This window comes from uncultured Pseudoteredinibacter sp. (assembly GCF_947500695.1).
Taxonomy (GTDB): Bacteria; Pseudomonadota; Gammaproteobacteria; order Pseudomonadales; family Cellvibrionaceae; genus Pseudoteredinibacter.
In genome coordinates this window covers 552,937-569,761 of the sequence record NZ_CANMSS010000001.1, presented here as the reverse complement: position 1 = coordinate 569,761, position 16,825 = coordinate 552,937, and the positions used below count along the sequence as shown (strand labels likewise).

Below are 16,825 nucleotides of genomic sequence, written 5' to 3'. Positions count from 1 at the left end.
ACTATAAAACAGCCAAGATGTTTTCGATTTAATAGGGGGCCGTATTAATACCTGGGATTTAGCTACCGATGTCGGCGTAGCCAGTGCACTTATCTTATTGTGCAAATATATACGAGTAAAACTTAGCCTGTTTCAACGCCTGTATATACCCGTTGCCATGATGGCGGGGCTGCTGGCCCTGCTTTTGGGGAGCAACGGCTTTGATGTTTTACCGCTTTCTAAAAATGCTTATGGCGGCGTGCTGATTGCAGTGATATTCGCCGCTTTAGGTTTAAGTACCGAATTCCCAAAAGCCAGCACATTAATTCAGCGAACCGGGCGGCTATGGGCATTTAATCAGATCGTAACCGTATCCCAGTGGTTATTAGCCATCGTAATGGGCGCTTATGTTCTCAGCAGTATTTGGCCTGAGCTTCCGGCGGCATTTGCGGTAGTAATGCCCTCTGGATTTATGGGTGGTCATGGCACCGCTGCCGCGGTGGGCGATAGCTTAGATAAATTAGGCTGGGATGCCGGTATGAGTTTAGCGCTTACCGCTGCAACGGTGGGTGTATTTTTAGCCATACTTGGCGGCCTGACCTTGATCAATATTATGTCTAGATTGGGTATTCTTACTCATATTAAAAAATTCGAAGAGTTCGAAGAGCATTTTCGCAAAGGGCTAATCCCTGAAGAACAGCGTGAAAGTATCGGGATGGAAACGGTCTCATCTTCATCCGTGAACGCTTTTACCTTGCATATCGCTTTAATTGCCGTCGTGGTAATGGCGGCGTATTACGCCTCCCAAATCTTATCGTCTTTCAATCAGTTCGTTAGCGTACCGGTTTTTGCCTGTGCGTTTTTGCTAGGCTGCTTGCTGCGTTATGGCTTAAAAGCCAGTGGGGCGTTAAATCACTTCGACGATAAACTGTTTAATATTGGAGCCAGCTCCGCCACTGATTACCTAGTATTTTTTGGCATCGCCTCTATCAAACTGAGTGTTTTAATCAGCTTTGCTGCGCCCTTTATTTTGCTAATGATCAGCGGAATCATCCTCTGCGTATTTTTGGTGCTGTATGTAGCCCCAAAGATCTTTGGGGAAAAATGGGTAGAGACCGGATTGTTTTCCTGGGGATGGATGACCGGAACAGTAGCTATGGGAATTTTGCTATTGCGCATCGTTGATCCAAAATCTAAATCTACTGTATTAGACGATTATGCTATCGCCTATGTGCCAGGGTCTGTGGTAGATATATTACTGGTATCGTTTATACCAGGCTTGCTAATGATGGGGCAGGTTGGCTTAGCACTTTTCGTTTTATTGGCGTATATCGCATTTGTAATTACGATAAGCTGGGTACTTAGTAAGAAGCCAGCTTAACCCCCTCGACTTGCGAGCGATACACAGCTCAATATTTGGTTTAGTGGTGCAGCCTTATGGCTGCGCGGCTAAGCACTGTTCTATGCCGTTCTCAAAGTTTACTCCTTAACTCAAAGCTACTGCTTCAATCTTTGCCAAGTGCTGGCGTATATGGCCAGTTTTATGAATATTATGGCCGTAGTTATCTAGCCAATACTGTTTTAGAGTGATCATTCTAGAATGGACACTCTAGAAACATTGGCACTAAAAGAGATGAGCTGTGGCAAGACAGAAAGAATTTAATCAGGATGTTGTGCTGGGCAAAGCCATAGAGTGCTTTTGGCAGCGAGGCTTTAGTGCAACAAGCATGAAGCATCTAGAGGCGGCAACAGCCTTAACACCTGGCAGTATCTATAACAGCTTTGGCTCAAAGGATGGCTTGTTTCTAGCCTGTCTAGATCACTATAACGAAACCGTTATCGGCGCACGCGTAAAACAATACCTATTACCTGCTGAGGCCCAATATTTGAATGATCCTTTGGCGGGTATAGAAGCCTTTATTGAAACCGCTTTTGATCCTGGCCCAGCCGAGCTGTGCTTAGGCTGTCTGATGGTAAATAGCTCCGTTGAATTAGGTCCACATGAAGAATCTGTTCGGCTTCGAAGCAAAACCGCCATGAAAAAAGTAGTAAAGGGAATGCAGCATGCGCTAGGCCAAGCGCAGGCGATAGGTCAGCTAGGCAGCGATATAGATTGCCGACAGCGCGCCCAGAGTTTACTGCTGCTTTTTAATGGCATGCTCGTGCAATGGCGCGGATCACCCGACAAACAGTGGCTAAAACATGCCATGCACAGCGTCAAAGATTTACTCCACTGAACACAGAATAATGAGAGAGCAACACTATGGAATATTTACGTACACCCGACGAATGTTTTGAAAACTTACCCGGCTATGACTTTGCACCGAATTACCTGAACGTTGCCGACGGTGAAGGCGGAGAGTTGCGCGTCCATTATGTGACTGAAGGCCCAGCCGATGGCGAAACGGTATTACTGTTACATGGCGAGCCATCCTGGTCGTTTTTGTATCGTAAAATGATTCCACTTTTTGTCGAGGCCGGTTTCCGCGTTATCGCACCTGATCTGCCTGGTTTTGGGCGTTCAGATAAACCCAGTAAACGCAGCGATTATACTTATCAGCGCCACGTGGATTGGATGCAATCCGTACTGGATCAATTAGAATTAAACGATATCACTTTGGTTTGCCAGGATTGGGGCGGTTTAATTGGCTTACGCTTATTAGCAGAAAACCCGAGCCGATTTGCCCGCGCCGTTGCGGCTAACACCATGCTGCCAACTGGTGATCAAACGCCGGGGCAAGCCTTTTTGGATTGGCGGAAATTCTCACAAGAAGTACCCGAGTTTCCCGTAGGTGGGATTATCTCTGGTGCAACCACAACTGAACTCAGCCCAGATGTAGTTGCCGCTTATGATGCACCATACCCGGACGAAAGCTACAAAGAGGGCGCACGTCAATTTCCATTGCTAGTACCCGCAACACCAGACGACCCAGCATCTGATGCCAATCGCGCTGCGTGGGCAGCATTAAGCAAATGGAAAAAGCCATTTTTAACTGCCTTTAGTGATTCCGACCCAGTAACCAAAGGTGGCGATGCCATTATGCAGAAGTTAATTCCCGGTTGCGAAGGACAGGACCATACTACTATTGTTAATGGCGGCCATTTTCTACAAGAAGACCAAGGCGAAGCACTGGCTAAGGTTGTACTGAAGTTTGCTAAGGCCAATCCGATTGGCTAGCCAAAAAAAAACGGGCATGTACCTTATCTTAAAATAGGGTGCATGCTTGGCATACGCAAAAGCTACTCCCTAAGCATCATTTCGCTGCTTCAAGCCACTCTAAGCGCCAGCTATTGGCCAGCGACTCTCTAGTTATATCCCTGTGACCTCTCAATTTGGCCCAGCTAAGCCGCAAAACTGTAATTAATTTGCCATAGTGGCTAGGAAGGATTAACCTCATAAGCAAAGGCAATCATAGTAATAATATTAAAATCCTGTAATACCCTAATCACACTGTAATAGCACTGTAACAAAACCGTAAAGGATTACCGCTATGGCGAAAAACATCGTGATATGCCTTGATGGCACGGGCAATAAATTTGGTGAAGAGAATACCAATATCGTAAAGCTGTTTCGCGTACTTAAGCGTAACACCACCCAAATATGTTATTACGACCCAGGCGTAGGCACTTTAGGCGACCCAAAATATAAATCCTCCATCGCAAAAACACTTTATAAAGGCCTAGGCCAAGCATTTGGGTTGGGCCTTATAGAAAACATGGTGCAGGCCTATAGCTTCTTGATGGAGAATTACCAAAACGGCGACAGGGTGTATATCTTCGGTTTTAGCCGCGGCGCTTATACGGCCAGGGTGCTTGCTGGCTTTATTCATAGTATCGGTCTATTAGATTCAGGCTGTAATAACCTAATTCCCTACGCACTGACTTTATACAGGGCTAAGAAAACCGACTTTGCCTTAATGGCGCAGTTTAAAAAGACCTACGGCCGCAACATCAACATTAACTTTTTAGGCCTATGGGATTCGGTTAGCACCTTCGGTTGGATATACAGCCCGGTGTTTTTACCGTTTACCACCAACAATCCAAGCGTCGAAGTAATCAGGCACGCTTTAGCCATAGATGAAAAACGAGCCTTCTTTCAACCGATGTTATGGGGCAGGAAACATCAAGATAAACAAGACATAAAAGAAGTGTGGTTTGCCGGCGTCCATTCCGATATCGGGGGAGGCTATCCAGAATGCGAATCTGGCCTAGCCAAAGTAACCCTGCAATGGATGATTAATGAAGCCCAAGGCAATACCCAAAACCTTACGGTAAACAAATACCCCTTAAAAATCGAAGCCAAGGAATATGATCGCTATGTAATGGGTAAGGGCAGTGATGCCAAATACATAGCGCCCACCCCACTTGCAGAGCAACATAAATCGCTGCAAAGCGCATGGCACTGGGTACAAAATATCCCAAGAAGCGTTTGGTCGGTGAAAGAAGAAAGGGAGGTACTACGCACCGCACCCGACTATAGAGAAATCGCCCCAGATTCAATACTGCATAGCTCGGTTCTTGAGCGCATAGAAGAAACTAACTACAGGCCCGCCGCACTACAAGGTATGAAAAGTGAGCAGCTTCAGCAGGTGTTTAAAATAGAGCTATAGCAGAGCATACATTACCCCCCCCCGGTCAAAGAGATCAAAAAACCAGCAAAAAGCACAACCCCACGGCAAGAACGCTGTACGGATATACAGTTATAATTTTAAAAGCGCTATTTCGAAAGATTCCTAATAATTCGGGAAATAACAATTCATAAAACACAAAAATTAGTGATATCAACACCTTAGATATAAAAAATTACTTCTCAAAAAAAGCTACACATGAGAAAAAGCAAGAAGATCGCCAATTATTAATGATTTAAACGCCAGGTCTCGTGAGTTTGGTATGATTTTACTAATGCTTGAAAAAGCACTGCGAAAACAATAAATTAGAGCTTTAGACAAAGGAATGCAGCCAGGTATTTAAACGGACACCATCCTATTATTTCTGAAATCCCCGAATTATTAAGACGCGTCCGCTTTTCGGTTTTATTTATACCGGTCTGTTGAATAAGCTGTTATAAGTCGTTGAGGGTGTAAGGTGCATAAATACCAATTTCGAATTGTGATTAGTTTCCATTTCAACGATCTCGGTGATGATCGGCGTAGGTGGTTTATGTTCGGTGATGATTGTCATAGGCGCGTGCCAGTAGAAATGGAAGGGGTAGATGACCTAAATACAATTGGAATGTTTGTAGAATCACCTGGTACCTTTTATGAGGGAGACTCCTGCGAAGCTGATTGTATTGCTATTGCTCCTGAACTATTCAAGCCAGCAATCCATCCTGGTTGCAAAGGCAAACTGTGGGATGGTGGTTTTTTCGCTGATGTAAGCGTGTTGGAAATATATGAAGATGGATGGCCAAAAAACTTATAACAAGTTAAGCCACAGCGACACAATGCACTCCGCTTAAATTTTGTGCGGAAAAATAATCGCACAAAACCAAAGCTTCGGCATTGGGCGCGTGCTTAAAGCGTTATGCCTACAGTTGAAAGGCAAGGTTACTTTCAAAGGCCAAAGAGTGAGATATGTATATGAAGGGCAAGTTACACTTTTCATTACTTCTTGTTGTGTTGACAACATTCAGTTATTTCGCACGTGCAGAGCCTTTTAATAAGAGCGCCATGTGGGAATTTGAGTGTGAGGTTCAGGAGTTCCCTCCCCACCCTGCAGGTAATCCGACAAAAAAAATTAGTAAAATGAAAATAACTTGGTTTAGGGATTCAGGTCACGCAAAATTAATATACCCAAATGGCAATGGAAAAGGACTTCGCGAGATCCCGGGCTTCTCTAACGCTGGTCAGTATACGGCCCATTTCTGGATGTCTCCAGCTACATCTAAATATACTGGCGACGAAACGAGAAATAGTAAATACGGCGGGTGGATTGAATCATTTGGCCCAGCAATGGTATCCATCAGAAGCTCAGGGGAAATTGCAATAACACGGCATGACATTATATATGGTGGTATGAAACCTTTTTCTGAGGTTGGAAATTGCAAAATCAAAAGCGGCAGTTCACATAGGGGGTAAGGCATAACAAGGCGCTCAAGCACGGACGCACTACGTGCGCCGCTTAGCTTGGCGTTAGGCATACAGATGAATATACGGGAACATCCAAGGTATTTTCTTAAAGTTGGAGATGAAGACCACTCCATAGAATGTTTCGATGATGTGATTGCAAAGATTGAATCGGCATTGGCAGGGAGTTCCGGATCCATACATCTATGTGCAGATGATGGTTTTCGGCCAAAGTGGCAACAGTTTGTTTTTGGAGCTAAGATATATATACGATCATATTTTATGATTGAGTGGGCGAATAATACTTGCGCCCTAATTTTTCATGATCATAGTGACAGTGAGTATCGAGCGTTGTCACCTTCTGAGCCTGAAGATTTAAGCGTGCACACAAGAACTAAGATCTCTTTTGGAGAGCCAGAGGCATTAGATAGGAAGTACTGCATGACGAAGGAGATGTCTGCAAAAGTAGTTAGGGAATTTTTAGAATTAGGTGTTCGTCCAAAATGGTTAGAATATGAGTTTGTTAAGTAATGCCTAACAAGGAATTGGAAAACGACGTAAAAATCACGCGTCTCAATTAAGCGTTATATGTTTAGGAACGCCAATGACTCGTAGATACTTAACAACAAAAGAGGCTGGTTCAGTACTTCGTCGTGGCAAGGCAGTAGAGATTTTCCTTGGCGGATTCGATTTCGAAGGTGAAAAGTGTATTCGTTGGGCTTCTTTTACGGCTTCAGGCGATAAAGTGTCTGCGAGTTTGTGGGAGGCATTTGATCAAGGTTCAGAAGATTACATAGATATATACACATTCGATTCTCCATCAGGGGAATATGGTGAGCCAGTAAAAATGGTAACATCCAAAAGCATTGAAAGTGCTGCAAACCAACTGGGTATAAAGGAGCTTAAATTAGTTAATAGCGGTGTGATTCAAGATGAATATAACTCCTATTTTAAGTCACACACATAACAAGTGACTATGGTGTCAAACCCTAAATTTACACCATGGTTTCATCCCAATAAGTATTATTTTTCACCATCACATTTAGGATTGTTAGTTGCTTTCTCATGCAAGCGATTAGTGCAACTTTCTTTGGTTTTCCGGCAGCTACCATGCGTTCATACATTGGTTTCAATTTGGGGTGGCATTGGATGGCTGACATCATTGATACAAACAAAACAGTTCTTACTCTGTGCCTGCCGCCACGTATATATCGCTTACCTTGGTAGCTGCCGCTATCACGGTTCATGGGCGCGATGCCGACTAGTGCTGCAATTTGCTTGCGGTTCAATGTTCCCAATTCGGGTAGCTCACTCATGAGGGTGTAAGCGAGTACATTGCCGACGCCTTTAGCGCTTAGTAGTAAATCTCTCTTTTGCCTCCGTTCGGAGACGCTATCAACGAGTTTGTTTAGTTGCTTGTCTATCGAGTCGAGTTCTTTCTTAATTGATTTAAGAATATTTTGGATAGGTTTGTGCACTGTCCTTGGCATGCGTTTCAACCTATTCTTTTGCATGGTGCTCATTTCAAGGCATTGGCTTCGAACAGTGAGTAAATCGCTGATTGCCCTTAGTTTTTCAGGTTTTATGCTGGACAATCTAGGCTTCATTGCTTCACCGTAGTGGGCAATATCCATAGCATCGAGCTTGTCAGTTTTGGCAATACGCCCAGCGGCTTTAGCAAATTGTCGTACCTGGCCTGGGTTGCAAACAACAATGGGCAGCCCAGCTTTGTGAGCGGTAATTACAAACTCTAATTCAAGCCTTCCGGTAGACTCAATCAAGACGCGGCTGGGTTTCAAAGCCTGAATATCTTTAACTGCATTTTTAATACCCTCCTTATCGTTTTTAACGCTAAAAAACTGGCCTGAAGGCCTCACATAAATATCGAGTTGTGTGGAGCTAGTATCGATACCGACATTGATCTCTTGAGTGTTCATAGGATAAGCTATCTCCGCCTTGCTATTCGGGCTCGAGGCCCACATGACTATTCGAGTTATGCCTAGTGAGTGTTGATTACGTTCATACTTGTTAGCGGTTTTTATAAACCTGTCGCGCAACGAACTGTAATCAACAAGGCCTTGGGTGGCCGCCCAAGGTGGGTCTCAATTTACCCGTTAGGAAAAAGGATTGATAGAGTGGTTTTGGAAGGAATTGAACCATACAAGTTGCTCAAGTTCACTCCGGCCGCAAAAAGCGCGGCCTCCGCGGGACAATCTACATTGCATTTCGGTTGCCCCTTAGCAAAGCGTTGAAATTGTAGAAAAACTCCTAAAAATAGCGGTTTTTTGATAAAATTAGGCATCACAATGGAGCTGGTTTATGCCTAACTTTAAGAAGTACGATTACAATCAATCTTCAATGGTCGTTATTAACTTTGAAGAGCAACTTAGGCCGGGAACTTTCGAGTTTACCCTTCACCGCCTGATTGATAATCATATAGACCTTTCTGCTTTCTACGACAAATATAAGAACGATGCAGGTGGCCGTTCGGCCTATGATCCAGCTATTTTATTGAAAGTAATCTTGTTTGCTTATTCTAAAGGCATTACTTCCAGCCGAGAGATTCAGTGGGAGTGTGAGCACAATATTATTTTCAAGGCGCTCTCTTGTGACTCGGTTCCTCACTTTACGAGCATCGCTAGCTTTATTAGTAGTTATCCAGATGCCGTTGAATCCGTTTTTGAGCAGGTACTACTGGTTTGTGATGAGCAGGGCTTGATAGGGAATGAGTTATTTGCCATTGATGGTTGCAAGATGCCGTCCAATGCATCGAAGGAGCATTCCGGGACCTTGGGCGAGCTCGCTTATAAAAGAGAGAAGATCCAGCGCCAGATCAAGCACTGCATGAAAGAGCATAAGCGCCTAGATCGAAGGCGCCCTAAAGATCGAGAGCGTAAGGATCAGTTGGAGCAATCAATTGACACTCTAAGCAAGCACTTCGATAAGATTGATAAATTCCTAAAGACAGCAGCCCCAAGGATGGGGCAGGGTAAACGGAAGAAAGAAGTTAAAAGCAACATTACCGATAATGAATCGGGCAAGATGACCACGAGCAAAGGCACGATTCAAGGTTACAACGGTGTGGCTGCAGTGGATAAAAAACATCAGATTATCATTGAGGCTCAAACCTTCGGCGAAAGCCAAGAACACCACACATTAAAGCCTATGCTTGATGGTATCACCGAGCACTATCAAAAAACGGGGATGCACCAAGATATTTTATCTGAGCATGTGGTGGTTACAGCCGATACCGGCTTTGCCAATGAAAGCAATTATCAATATTTAAAAGAAGAAGGCATTAATGCCTATATTCCCGATAATCGGTTTAGATCGCGAGATCCAAAATTTAAGCACCAGAAAACTAAACATGGCAAACGTCATCGAGATACCTTAGTCGGTGTAAAAGAAGTTATTCCAACGTCTGAATTTACGTTTAATCTAAAAAAGAAAACCTGCACCTGTCCTGCAGGAAACGAAATGTGGCTGCATAGTGATTACTCAATGGGGTCTGGTCGAAGGAAGCTCGCGTTTGAAGGCAAGCTCACAGATTGCCGAAACTGTGATCTGAAAGAACAGTGTATGCGCAACCCATCATCAGCTGACACAAGGAAAGGCCATGGACGCCAAGTCTCTAAAACCTTCTCTGTAGGTCATAGTGCAACTGATTGGATGAAGAAAAGGGTCGACAGTCGTTTAGGTAAACAAATTTACGGCCATAGAATGTCGGTCGTTGAACCAGTGTTTGGAAACATTGGCACGAATAAACGCTTAAATCGATTTTCTTTGAGAGGAAAAGAGAAGGTGCAAGGCCAATGGAGGTTGTTCTGTTTGGTACATAACATCGAAAAAGTGATGAATTACGGCAATCTACAGTAATACACAGACTTACTCACACTCGCTCGCGTTTTTTACGCATAAGACGTGATTATGTTAAAGGAATTTGTTTAAATGATGTTCAATGATAAACAAGGAAATGGGGCTTTGGAGGGGCGGGTTTTGAAATCTGTTTTTCTACAGGCTCGTTAAGTTTCTATGAAAGTATCGGAAGGAATCAGGCTCATAAAGCCTCAAATAGAAATACCCTGGGGAATTGATCAATCGTCGTGTAAAGCGATGTTTGGTGATTTTTGCCTAAGTAAGAAAACTGATGGGGTATATGAAGTTCGCTGCCAATGGCTGTCCACTGAACCAGAGATACTCACTTTGATGTTCAACCAAAATGGGCTGCATACCGTTGAATTACACCGAGTGCCTAGTAAGCAAGTGGTAAAGTCTTTCAAGCGTTGGCAGTCATTTGCAGAATCACTATTAGGTGAGCCTACTAGCAAAGACCTCGAATATTTCGAAGGCCCTGAAAGTTCATATTGGGAGAAAAGCGGAGTTCATGGTTATCACAGGTACTATTACAAATTCGGTTTTGTCGAGAAGCTCGGAGTTGTCAAAACTTAACAAGCCGCAGCAATCGCTCCCGTTGGTCGCTGGGAGCGCCAGAACGCTGCGCTTTTTTGTCGTCCCCTGTGCGGGGCGTTAAGAGTATATGCACATGGATCTAGATAAGTGGGCGGGTCGAATTTATGAAGAAGAGGATTTTGGTAAAAACATTGCCATATCTATAGCTGGTATTATTGGCCTGACTATCTACCTAATTCAATCTGATTTTGTTCTGGCGGCGTTTATAACAATAATCGTTTTCCCTCCAGTAAAAATATTATTAAGGCACTTTGAGTCCAAATACACAAAGAGAAGGGAGGCAGAGAGATTAGATTCTCAGAAAAAGGAGTTGGTGAAAGTTGTAGAAAACCTGACAGGGCAAGAACGTCGAGTGATACATGAGTTCGTAAAGTATAAAAGTGCGGTAATTTCTAACGAATATTTGAGTGTGAATTCAATACACATGCCGGATGGAGCAACAAAAAGTCTGAGAGAGCGTGGTTATCTGAAAGTAGAGTCATATGGCACTCCTCAAGACTTCGATTTAAAGCTTAATATCGAAATATTTGAAGCAGGTAGAGTAGTCTTTGAAAATTAGAAAACTCTTAACAAGTCAATGTTGTTCAGCGCTACCGCGCTCGGACTCACTGTCGTTCGCCGCAAATTGAAGCGTTATAGGGAAATCAGATAGTGCGAAGACTAAGCATCTATAGGCCTCTAGAGAAGGTTCGAAATCCGAACAGGCATTTAAGGTCACTAGCTAAATGGGCTTCGAGATTCGAAGGTTACTACCCTGAAAGAGGTGAAAGCCACTATCATAATTTTAAAATATGGACTTTGGACAGATTGATAGAGGGGCCTAAATCGAAGAAAGAATGGAAAAGACACGCTATTGCTCAACTTCTACAGGCAGCAAAGCACCTAATGGCAGCAAAGCCAAAATCAGAAGAAGGTAAATCCTGGGTGGCAATTCTTTTGTGCTACCCCAATCTTTGGTCTAGTGAAGTTACAGTATTCTTTGATAAAAGTTATTATGAAGGCTTTCAGCCAACGGATGACTTATTAACTGAAAAAATCTCTGAGAAATTTAATATTGATTTACCCTCTGAGTTAATTGAAATTGGTTACAACGTAAGCTGGCAAGATGAAGACGAACATGGAGAAGTTTATACACATTCAGAGAGGCGGTGGACTATTGGTGAGAAAGCCCTATAACAAGCCGCAGCAATCGCTTCCGTTGGTCGCTGGGAGCGCCAAAACGCTGCGCTCTTTTGTCGCCCCCTGTGCGGAGCGTTAAGCATCACTACGTTGAGAGATATGGAAGAATTTCGAATAACAAGAGACTTAAAGCCATCAGACTTTAGCGAACACGAAGTTTGGTCAGAGTATTATGACTTTGATGAGCTAGAGGAGCTTAGGTCTTGGGGTGTTGCAGAACATCAGATTAATGAACTTCTTAGCATAGCAAAAGAAGGTAGCGGGCATCCGTACTATCCCATTCCGAGGTCGGTTTCGCTGCCAGATAGAATGCGTGTCTATATCCTCAGTAAGTTTATAACTGCAAATGGCGACGAGTTAAGAGGCATAATTATCAATCCTAATCCATTTGTATTTGGAATATTTTGTGGCAATGGAATTGTAATGTTTAGTCAAAATCTTAAGGATTTCTGGTCTAAATCGGAGGAAAAAGTGAGGTCTTCTTACAATACGGGCCAAAGTCCTATTTTTCCTCTTCAGTATTCCGCCATCAAGCCTGACTCAGAAGGCAATCAGATTATGGGCGTGTTCGGAGAACCAAATGCTTAACAAGGCCAAACACAATCGTGCAATGCAAAAAGCACATTGCACTGGACAGCCTATGCTGCGCTTCGGCTGCCTGTGTTGGCGGCGTTAGAGCTACAGTCATGAGAAAGCGAGTACTATTCGGGTTTTACTTTATGCTTATAGCTACAGGAGTCTGGGCTTCATACAAAACTGAAGAGAATTTTGTCTGTGGCACTATTGTAGAGGACGTACTTAACAATGATTAAAACCTACAAAAAGCTGTTCCCGGCTACATTGGGTATATTTTTAAGCCTTGTATGCGTTGTAGCATTGGCCGAGTTTTTTAAGTCATTTGACATATACTATCTTGAAGAACCAGTCGAATACGTACCTTTTCTACTGATAGCAATATTTAGTGGCTTTTCCGGTATACCTCTAGCACTTAGTGGTATCGAGAAGCTGTCGAAACCGTGAAAGCTATAACAAGTAAAGCCAGCAAGGGCGCATAATACGCGGCCGGGACACACAAAAAAACGTTCCTCCTGTTTAAAGCGTTACCTGTCTTGAGAGCGTGCATTGAATAAGTTCGAGTTAATCATTTATAAGCTTATTGCTAGAGAGATCGAAATTAATGAATTCGAGCAGTGGGTATACTCTGAGAAAGAGCTAGAAAGCCTTCTCAGTTCCGATGAGTACTTGGCTTTGATTTCATTATCTTACAAGCAACCATCATCTCTATATGAAGCAGAAAAAGCTCTCAGACCACATATTGATATTGGCAAGTATTACGAATGGTATTTACGTAGGGTTCTGCACAAGGTTATAGAGCATCCTGCCGATGTTCATAAATATATTGAGCAGTGTTACGACCTTTATTGTGATGGTTATGGGTTCTTAGACAATCTTGGTTTGGGCTACGGTTTGGCGGTCGCTGTCCCTCCATCGGATTACAGTGCAGATAGCTGGGATGAACTGGAATCTCCAGAGCAAAAGAAGCTTATTGAGGGATTCTACCCGAGTGTTCGTGAGGAGGCTCAAAAAGTTATAAACTGGCTTGATACTAGCAAAATAGTAATCACAGGCCATGACGGTGACTTTCAAGGAATTCAGTACACGGATTTACGAACCTCCGAAGAAAAGGAACCTACCGGTTATAAACTAGCTACCCCTACAAAGAGATGGTGGAAATTGTGGTAGCGTCACAGGTAACAAGGCGCTGTTGTCAGACTGCTTTTCCGCTTGCGCTCCAAAGCATCTGATCTGTAACCACTTTCATGGTCAGTAATGTTGTCAATGAAAGAGGTAGCAGATCATTCAGCTGTGGCGGGCGTTAAATGCAACCCAAGGAAATCAAATGTTTCGTGAATTCTTTGTAAAAAGGAAGATGAAAAAGTTCATAGTTTCGATGTCGCAAACCCTTGCTATCGACTATGGGAGGCCTTCAGGCTACACGGAGGGTCAGGTTAAGGCGGCGCTTAAAAAATTAGGATATGAAGCTGAGTTAGAAGAAGTGGCTATCTGTATCTTCTGCGACGAAAAAGTCGCCGAGGCATTTGGTGTGGATCAAGCTCTTATGAAAAAATATAGAGGGTATTCCCGTGAGCACAACATCGATTATGGTTCAAGCGGCGGGGGCTTTGGTGGTGGTGCTGATTAATCCGTTTACCAAATGCCGGCAGACGTTGTGTGTTAAAAGGATTAGCTATGAAGAGTAGTCGGGCTACCGCCAAATTTTGCCTAATTTTAGGCGCTTTGATTGTAGTTTTTACTGCAATCGCCCATATGTCATGCATTTACCTCGGGCCAGCTTGCTTCGAAGCCCAAATGGCACCACCTGAAATCGTCCAGTCTGCCATTGATGGCACCTGGATCGCTCCGCTGGGTACTTTGCTAGTTTCGTCTATTTTTCTCCTTTGTGCAGCTTACGCGTTATCTGCCGCATCGCTCTTAAGAACATTACCCTTTCTTAAATTGAGTATGTACGTGATATCTATAGGCTTCATTTTTCGTGGGCTTGCGACTCTACCGTTATCCATAGCGTTCCCTGAATTGGTTAGTACATTTAGTATAATTGCTGGCCTTGTATGGCTTCTCACAGGGTTGTTGTTCTTTTTCGGTTATAGGTATTCAGTTCGTGCGCCATAACATTTTGTTCAAGAAGTACAGTGTTTCCGACGTTTAACGAGTGGCCCATTGTTGTAAATACAGCCAGAGCTTGTCAAAGTACAATAACCAGAAACATTAATACGATTTAAGAGTATTAAGATAAGTGAATACACTAAAAACCATTGCTTTACTTATAATACTACTGTCTAGCGCATTTTTAGGCTTCGGTGCGCTTACATCAACCCCTAAACCACTAAAGCAAAAATCTGACAACCTTCCTATCTATATTCATAACGTAACCATAGTGGATGTTATTGCCGGGCGAATACTGCAGGGGCAGCATGTCTTAATTGATGATGGAAGAATTCTCGATATATCAGCGGTTGAGTTAAGCCCTGAAGGAGCAGGGCATGTCAGTATTGATGGGCGCAATAAGTTCTTGATGCCCGCGCTTTGGGATATGCATGTTCACACCATAAAGAATTCGGATCTACTGCATTTCCCACTTTATATTGCTAATGGTGTTTTAAATGTTAGGGATCTGGGTAATACCTGCAGCTGGAGCTCATCTCAAGGGTGTGTGGCACCCAATAGCCACTGGCAAGCACTGGTAGAGAAGAAAGCCTTGCTAGGCCCCATGCAGTGGGGGCAGGTTAGCTATCATATGGAGGAGCTGGAGGGTTCGGATATATCAGAGGCGTTAAAGTCGCTGCATGATAGCAAAGACGATTTATTGAAGCTGCAATTATCCCACGAGACCACGACTGAACAATTCCAATCGATCTTAGACCAGGCTAACAATGCCGGCCTTTCTGCCGCAGGACATCTGCCAGGAAACCTTAAATTAGATAAGCTAGACCTCAGCAACCTTAACAGTATCGAACACGATAGGGCATTCTACAGCTACTGCGCCAATGCAACGGTCGATTTTGAAGAGCGTGTATCGGTAATGGCAACTCATACAAATAGTTTTGATGAAGCGAAGTGTGTATCGCTCATGCAAGGCCTAAAGTCACATGACATTTCCTATACACCAACCCATATTGCATCGAGCGTGCAGGATATCAATATTGTTATGCCGCGCGATGAAGCTAAGCCGCATGATAAGTATATCGACTCTATTACACTGGGGCTTTGGCATACCTATGCTTGGCTTACTAAAATAGGTTTCGATGAAAACGATAAGGCGAGCTTCCAAAAGCTCAAGGAAACCAGCTTTCGAATCAGCAAGCTTGCACAGGATAATGATATTTTACTCCTTGCAGGGACAGACGCTTCGGATGCGTATATCTATCCTGGCTTTAGCCTCTATGAAGAACTAGCGCTACTATCACAAGCAGGGCTGTCAAATATCGAAGTGATACGCACCGCCACTATCAACCCAGCCAAGCATGTTAAGGCCGAGGCATTGCTCGGAAGCGTTAGTGTTGGAAAACAGGCGGATCTTATCTTGCTAAATAGCAATCCATTGCAGGAGCTATCAGCACTCACGCAAATAGATGCCGTAATCTATAAGGGCGAGCATTATGATAAGGCCGAGCTAGAGGATATGAAGCAGTATACCGCCGATGTTGCTAAAGACAGCACAGTAACTGCAAAAAGGCTATGGCAGCTACTTTTTGAATAGTCATGTGCCTAGGGTAATATAATCACAGCTGAAATGCTGAGTTTTCAATAAGATTAAAACTCGTATTTAGCGTAAACAAGCATATTACCCTGGGCCTTTGAATGATCCGATCTGTAAAACCAAGCGATGCGCTACACATCGTGAACATATATAACCACTATATCGCCAATACCACCATTACCTTTGAAGAAGACCCAGTATCCGAAGATGATATGAAAGGGCGAATACAGGAATCTATTCAATCTGATTTACCCTGGTTAGTCGCGGAGCAAGAAGGCGAGGTTATAGGTTATGCCTATGCGAGCAAGTGGAAAGGACGCTGCGCTTATCGCTATTCGGTTGAAGTGACGGTGTATCTTTCTAAGCACAATAAAGCAAAAGGTTGGGGCAGCAAGCTCTATGAGGCTCTTTTTGCGATGCTCAAAGAAAGCTCCATCCATTCGATCATTGCTGGCATTGCACTTCCCAACCCTTCCAGTATTGCCCTACATGAGAAGTTTGGCATGGAACAGGTAGCCCATTTCAAAGAGGTCGGCTATAAGTTTGATCAGTGGGTTGATGTTGGCTATTGGCAGGTAAATTTCCCGTCAGAATAGGGACGACGGCTGCTTGCCTCTAAAAATATTTCGACCGCTTATGAACGAATATACAAAGCCATGGGCTAGGAAGCTCGCTAAAGGGAGCTTAATATCAGCCCAGATAACGACCACTTTATGGCCTTGGCTACCCGATTGGCTTAATATATCAGCACATAAAACGAATAAGCAGCCAATAAATCCAGCTATGAGCAGCAAGCGGTTAAAACTAACACTAAGAATTGCACTTTTAACAGCTACGTGTATCTCATTGTTTT

General features: G+C 43.6%; 18 protein-coding genes. 17 read left to right on the top strand and 1 reads right to left on the bottom strand.

Translation table 11 applies throughout. From position 1 onward, the window contains the following. Nucleotides 1-97 precede the first annotated feature (97 nt). The 8 genes from Q1A08_RS02160 (at nucleotide 98) to Q1A08_RS02125 (ending at nucleotide 7,011) form a co-directional block, all read left to right on the top strand. Nucleotides 98-1,360: a hypothetical protein gene (locus Q1A08_RS02160; RefSeq protein ID WP_299769086.1), complete on the top strand. Its 1,263-nt coding sequence runs from the start codon at nucleotides 98-100 to the stop codon at nucleotides 1,358-1,360. Nucleotides 1,361-1,619: 259 nt separating this feature from the next. Further along, nucleotides 1,620-2,216, top strand: coding sequence for a TetR/AcrR family transcriptional regulator (locus tag Q1A08_RS02155; RefSeq protein WP_299769083.1), 597 nt, complete (start codon nucleotides 1,620-1,622; stop codon nucleotides 2,214-2,216). A gap of 26 nt (nucleotides 2,217-2,242) precedes the next feature. Then, complete coding sequence (locus Q1A08_RS02150) at nucleotides 2,243-3,157, top strand: haloalkane dehalogenase (protein WP_299769080.1); 915 nt, start codon at nucleotides 2,243-2,245, stop codon at nucleotides 3,155-3,157. A gap of 313 nt (nucleotides 3,158-3,470) precedes the next feature. After that, on the top strand, nucleotides 3,471-4,589 hold the full coding sequence (locus tag Q1A08_RS02145) for a DUF2235 domain-containing protein (protein ID WP_299769077.1): 1,119 nt from the start codon (nucleotides 3,471-3,473) through the stop codon (nucleotides 4,587-4,589). Between the two features lie 550 nt (nucleotides 4,590-5,139). Further along, complete coding sequence (locus Q1A08_RS02140; protein WP_299769075.1) at nucleotides 5,140-5,400, top strand: hypothetical protein; 261 nt, start codon at nucleotides 5,140-5,142, stop codon at nucleotides 5,398-5,400. 152 nt (nucleotides 5,401-5,552) lie between these two features. After that, complete coding sequence (locus Q1A08_RS02135; protein ID WP_299769072.1) at nucleotides 5,553-6,056, top strand: hypothetical protein; 504 nt, start codon at nucleotides 5,553-5,555, stop codon at nucleotides 6,054-6,056. A 66-nt stretch (nucleotides 6,057-6,122) separates the two neighbouring features. Beyond that, complete coding sequence (locus tag Q1A08_RS02130) at nucleotides 6,123-6,575, top strand: hypothetical protein (protein ID WP_299769039.1); 453 nt, start codon at nucleotides 6,123-6,125, stop codon at nucleotides 6,573-6,575. Between the two features lie 73 nt (nucleotides 6,576-6,648). Next, nucleotides 6,649-7,011: a hypothetical protein gene (locus Q1A08_RS02125; protein ID WP_299769036.1), complete on the top strand. Its 363-nt coding sequence runs from the start codon at nucleotides 6,649-6,651 to the stop codon at nucleotides 7,009-7,011. Between the two features lie 28 nt (nucleotides 7,012-7,039). Here the strand turns inward: Q1A08_RS02125 and Q1A08_RS02120 are convergent, their stop codons facing one another. Beyond that, nucleotides 7,040-7,981, bottom strand: a complete 942-nt coding sequence (locus tag Q1A08_RS02120) for an IS110 family transposase (protein WP_299769033.1) — start codon at nucleotides 7,979-7,981, stop codon at nucleotides 7,040-7,042. A 382-nt stretch (nucleotides 7,982-8,363) separates the two neighbouring features. Here Q1A08_RS02120 and Q1A08_RS02115 point away from each other — a divergent pair, with 382 nt between their 5' ends. The 9 genes from Q1A08_RS02115 (at nucleotide 8,364) to Q1A08_RS02075 (ending at nucleotide 16,568) form a co-directional block, all read left to right on the top strand. Then, a complete protein-coding gene (locus Q1A08_RS02115) occupies nucleotides 8,364-9,920 on the top strand; it encodes an IS1182 family transposase (protein WP_299769030.1) in 1,557 nt (518 codons plus the stop codon). Between the two features lie 156 nt (nucleotides 9,921-10,076). Further along, the gene (locus Q1A08_RS02110) at nucleotides 10,077-10,493 is read left to right on the top strand and encodes a hypothetical protein (RefSeq protein ID WP_299769027.1); all 417 of its coding nucleotides are present in this window, start codon (nucleotides 10,077-10,079) and stop codon (nucleotides 10,491-10,493) included. Between the two features lie 94 nt (nucleotides 10,494-10,587). Beyond that, the gene (locus Q1A08_RS02105) at nucleotides 10,588-11,073 is read left to right on the top strand and encodes a hypothetical protein (protein WP_299769024.1); all 486 of its coding nucleotides are present in this window, start codon (nucleotides 10,588-10,590) and stop codon (nucleotides 11,071-11,073) included. 92 nt (nucleotides 11,074-11,165) lie between these two features. Beyond that, nucleotides 11,166-11,690 (top strand): DUF3916 domain-containing protein, encoded by a 525-nt coding sequence (locus Q1A08_RS02100; RefSeq protein ID WP_299769021.1) that lies wholly within the window; start codon nucleotides 11,166-11,168, stop codon nucleotides 11,688-11,690. Nucleotides 11,691-11,792: 102 nt separating this feature from the next. After that, complete coding sequence (locus Q1A08_RS02095) at nucleotides 11,793-12,281, top strand: hypothetical protein (RefSeq protein ID WP_299769018.1); 489 nt, start codon at nucleotides 11,793-11,795, stop codon at nucleotides 12,279-12,281. A gap of 534 nt (nucleotides 12,282-12,815) precedes the next feature. Further along, the gene (locus Q1A08_RS02090; protein WP_299769015.1) at nucleotides 12,816-13,436 is read left to right on the top strand and encodes a hypothetical protein; all 621 of its coding nucleotides are present in this window, start codon (nucleotides 12,816-12,818) and stop codon (nucleotides 13,434-13,436) included. Between the two features lie 157 nt (nucleotides 13,437-13,593). After that, nucleotides 13,594-13,896 carry a DUF6559 family protein gene (locus Q1A08_RS02085; protein ID WP_299769012.1) on the top strand — a complete coding sequence of 101 codons (303 nt, stop codon included), beginning with the start codon at nucleotides 13,594-13,596 and terminating at the stop codon, nucleotides 13,894-13,896. Between the two features lie 612 nt (nucleotides 13,897-14,508). Further along, the gene (locus Q1A08_RS02080; RefSeq protein ID WP_299769009.1) at nucleotides 14,509-15,972 is read left to right on the top strand and encodes an amidohydrolase family protein; all 1,464 of its coding nucleotides are present in this window, start codon (nucleotides 14,509-14,511) and stop codon (nucleotides 15,970-15,972) included. Nucleotides 15,973-16,073: 101 nt separating this feature from the next. Then, complete coding sequence (locus tag Q1A08_RS02075; RefSeq protein WP_299769006.1) at nucleotides 16,074-16,568, top strand: arsinothricin resistance N-acetyltransferase ArsN1 family B; 495 nt, start codon at nucleotides 16,074-16,076, stop codon at nucleotides 16,566-16,568. Nucleotides 16,569-16,825 lie beyond the last annotated feature (257 nt).

Coding starts and splice junctions, on each gene's coding strand:
- Q1A08_RS02150 (WP_299769080.1), top strand. CDS start 2,243: ATGGAATATTTACGTACACCCGACGAATGTTTTGAAAACTTACCCGGC.
- Q1A08_RS02145 (WP_299769077.1), top strand. CDS start 3,471: ATGGCGAAAAACATCGTGATATGCCTTGATGGCACGGGCAATAAATTT.
- Q1A08_RS02140 (WP_299769075.1), top strand. CDS start 5,140: ATGTTCGGTGATGATTGTCATAGGCGCGTGCCAGTAGAAATGGAAGGG.
- Q1A08_RS02135 (WP_299769072.1), top strand. CDS start 5,553: ATGTATATGAAGGGCAAGTTACACTTTTCATTACTTCTTGTTGTGTTG.
- Q1A08_RS02130 (WP_299769039.1), top strand. CDS start 6,123: ATGAATATACGGGAACATCCAAGGTATTTTCTTAAAGTTGGAGATGAA.
- Q1A08_RS02125 (WP_299769036.1), top strand. CDS start 6,649: ATGACTCGTAGATACTTAACAACAAAAGAGGCTGGTTCAGTACTTCGT.
- Q1A08_RS02120 (WP_299769033.1), bottom strand. CDS start 7,981: ATGAACACTCAAGAGATCAATGTCGGTATCGATACTAGCTCCACACAA.
- Q1A08_RS02115 (WP_299769030.1), top strand. CDS start 8,364: ATGCCTAACTTTAAGAAGTACGATTACAATCAATCTTCAATGGTCGTT.
- Q1A08_RS02110 (WP_299769027.1), top strand. CDS start 10,077: ATGAAAGTATCGGAAGGAATCAGGCTCATAAAGCCTCAAATAGAAATA.
- Q1A08_RS02105 (WP_299769024.1), top strand. CDS start 10,588: ATGGATCTAGATAAGTGGGCGGGTCGAATTTATGAAGAAGAGGATTTT.
- Q1A08_RS02095 (WP_299769018.1), top strand. CDS start 11,793: ATGGAAGAATTTCGAATAACAAGAGACTTAAAGCCATCAGACTTTAGC.
- Q1A08_RS02085 (WP_299769012.1), top strand. CDS start 13,594: ATGTTTCGTGAATTCTTTGTAAAAAGGAAGATGAAAAAGTTCATAGTT.
- Q1A08_RS02075 (WP_299769006.1), top strand. CDS start 16,074: ATGATCCGATCTGTAAAACCAAGCGATGCGCTACACATCGTGAACATA.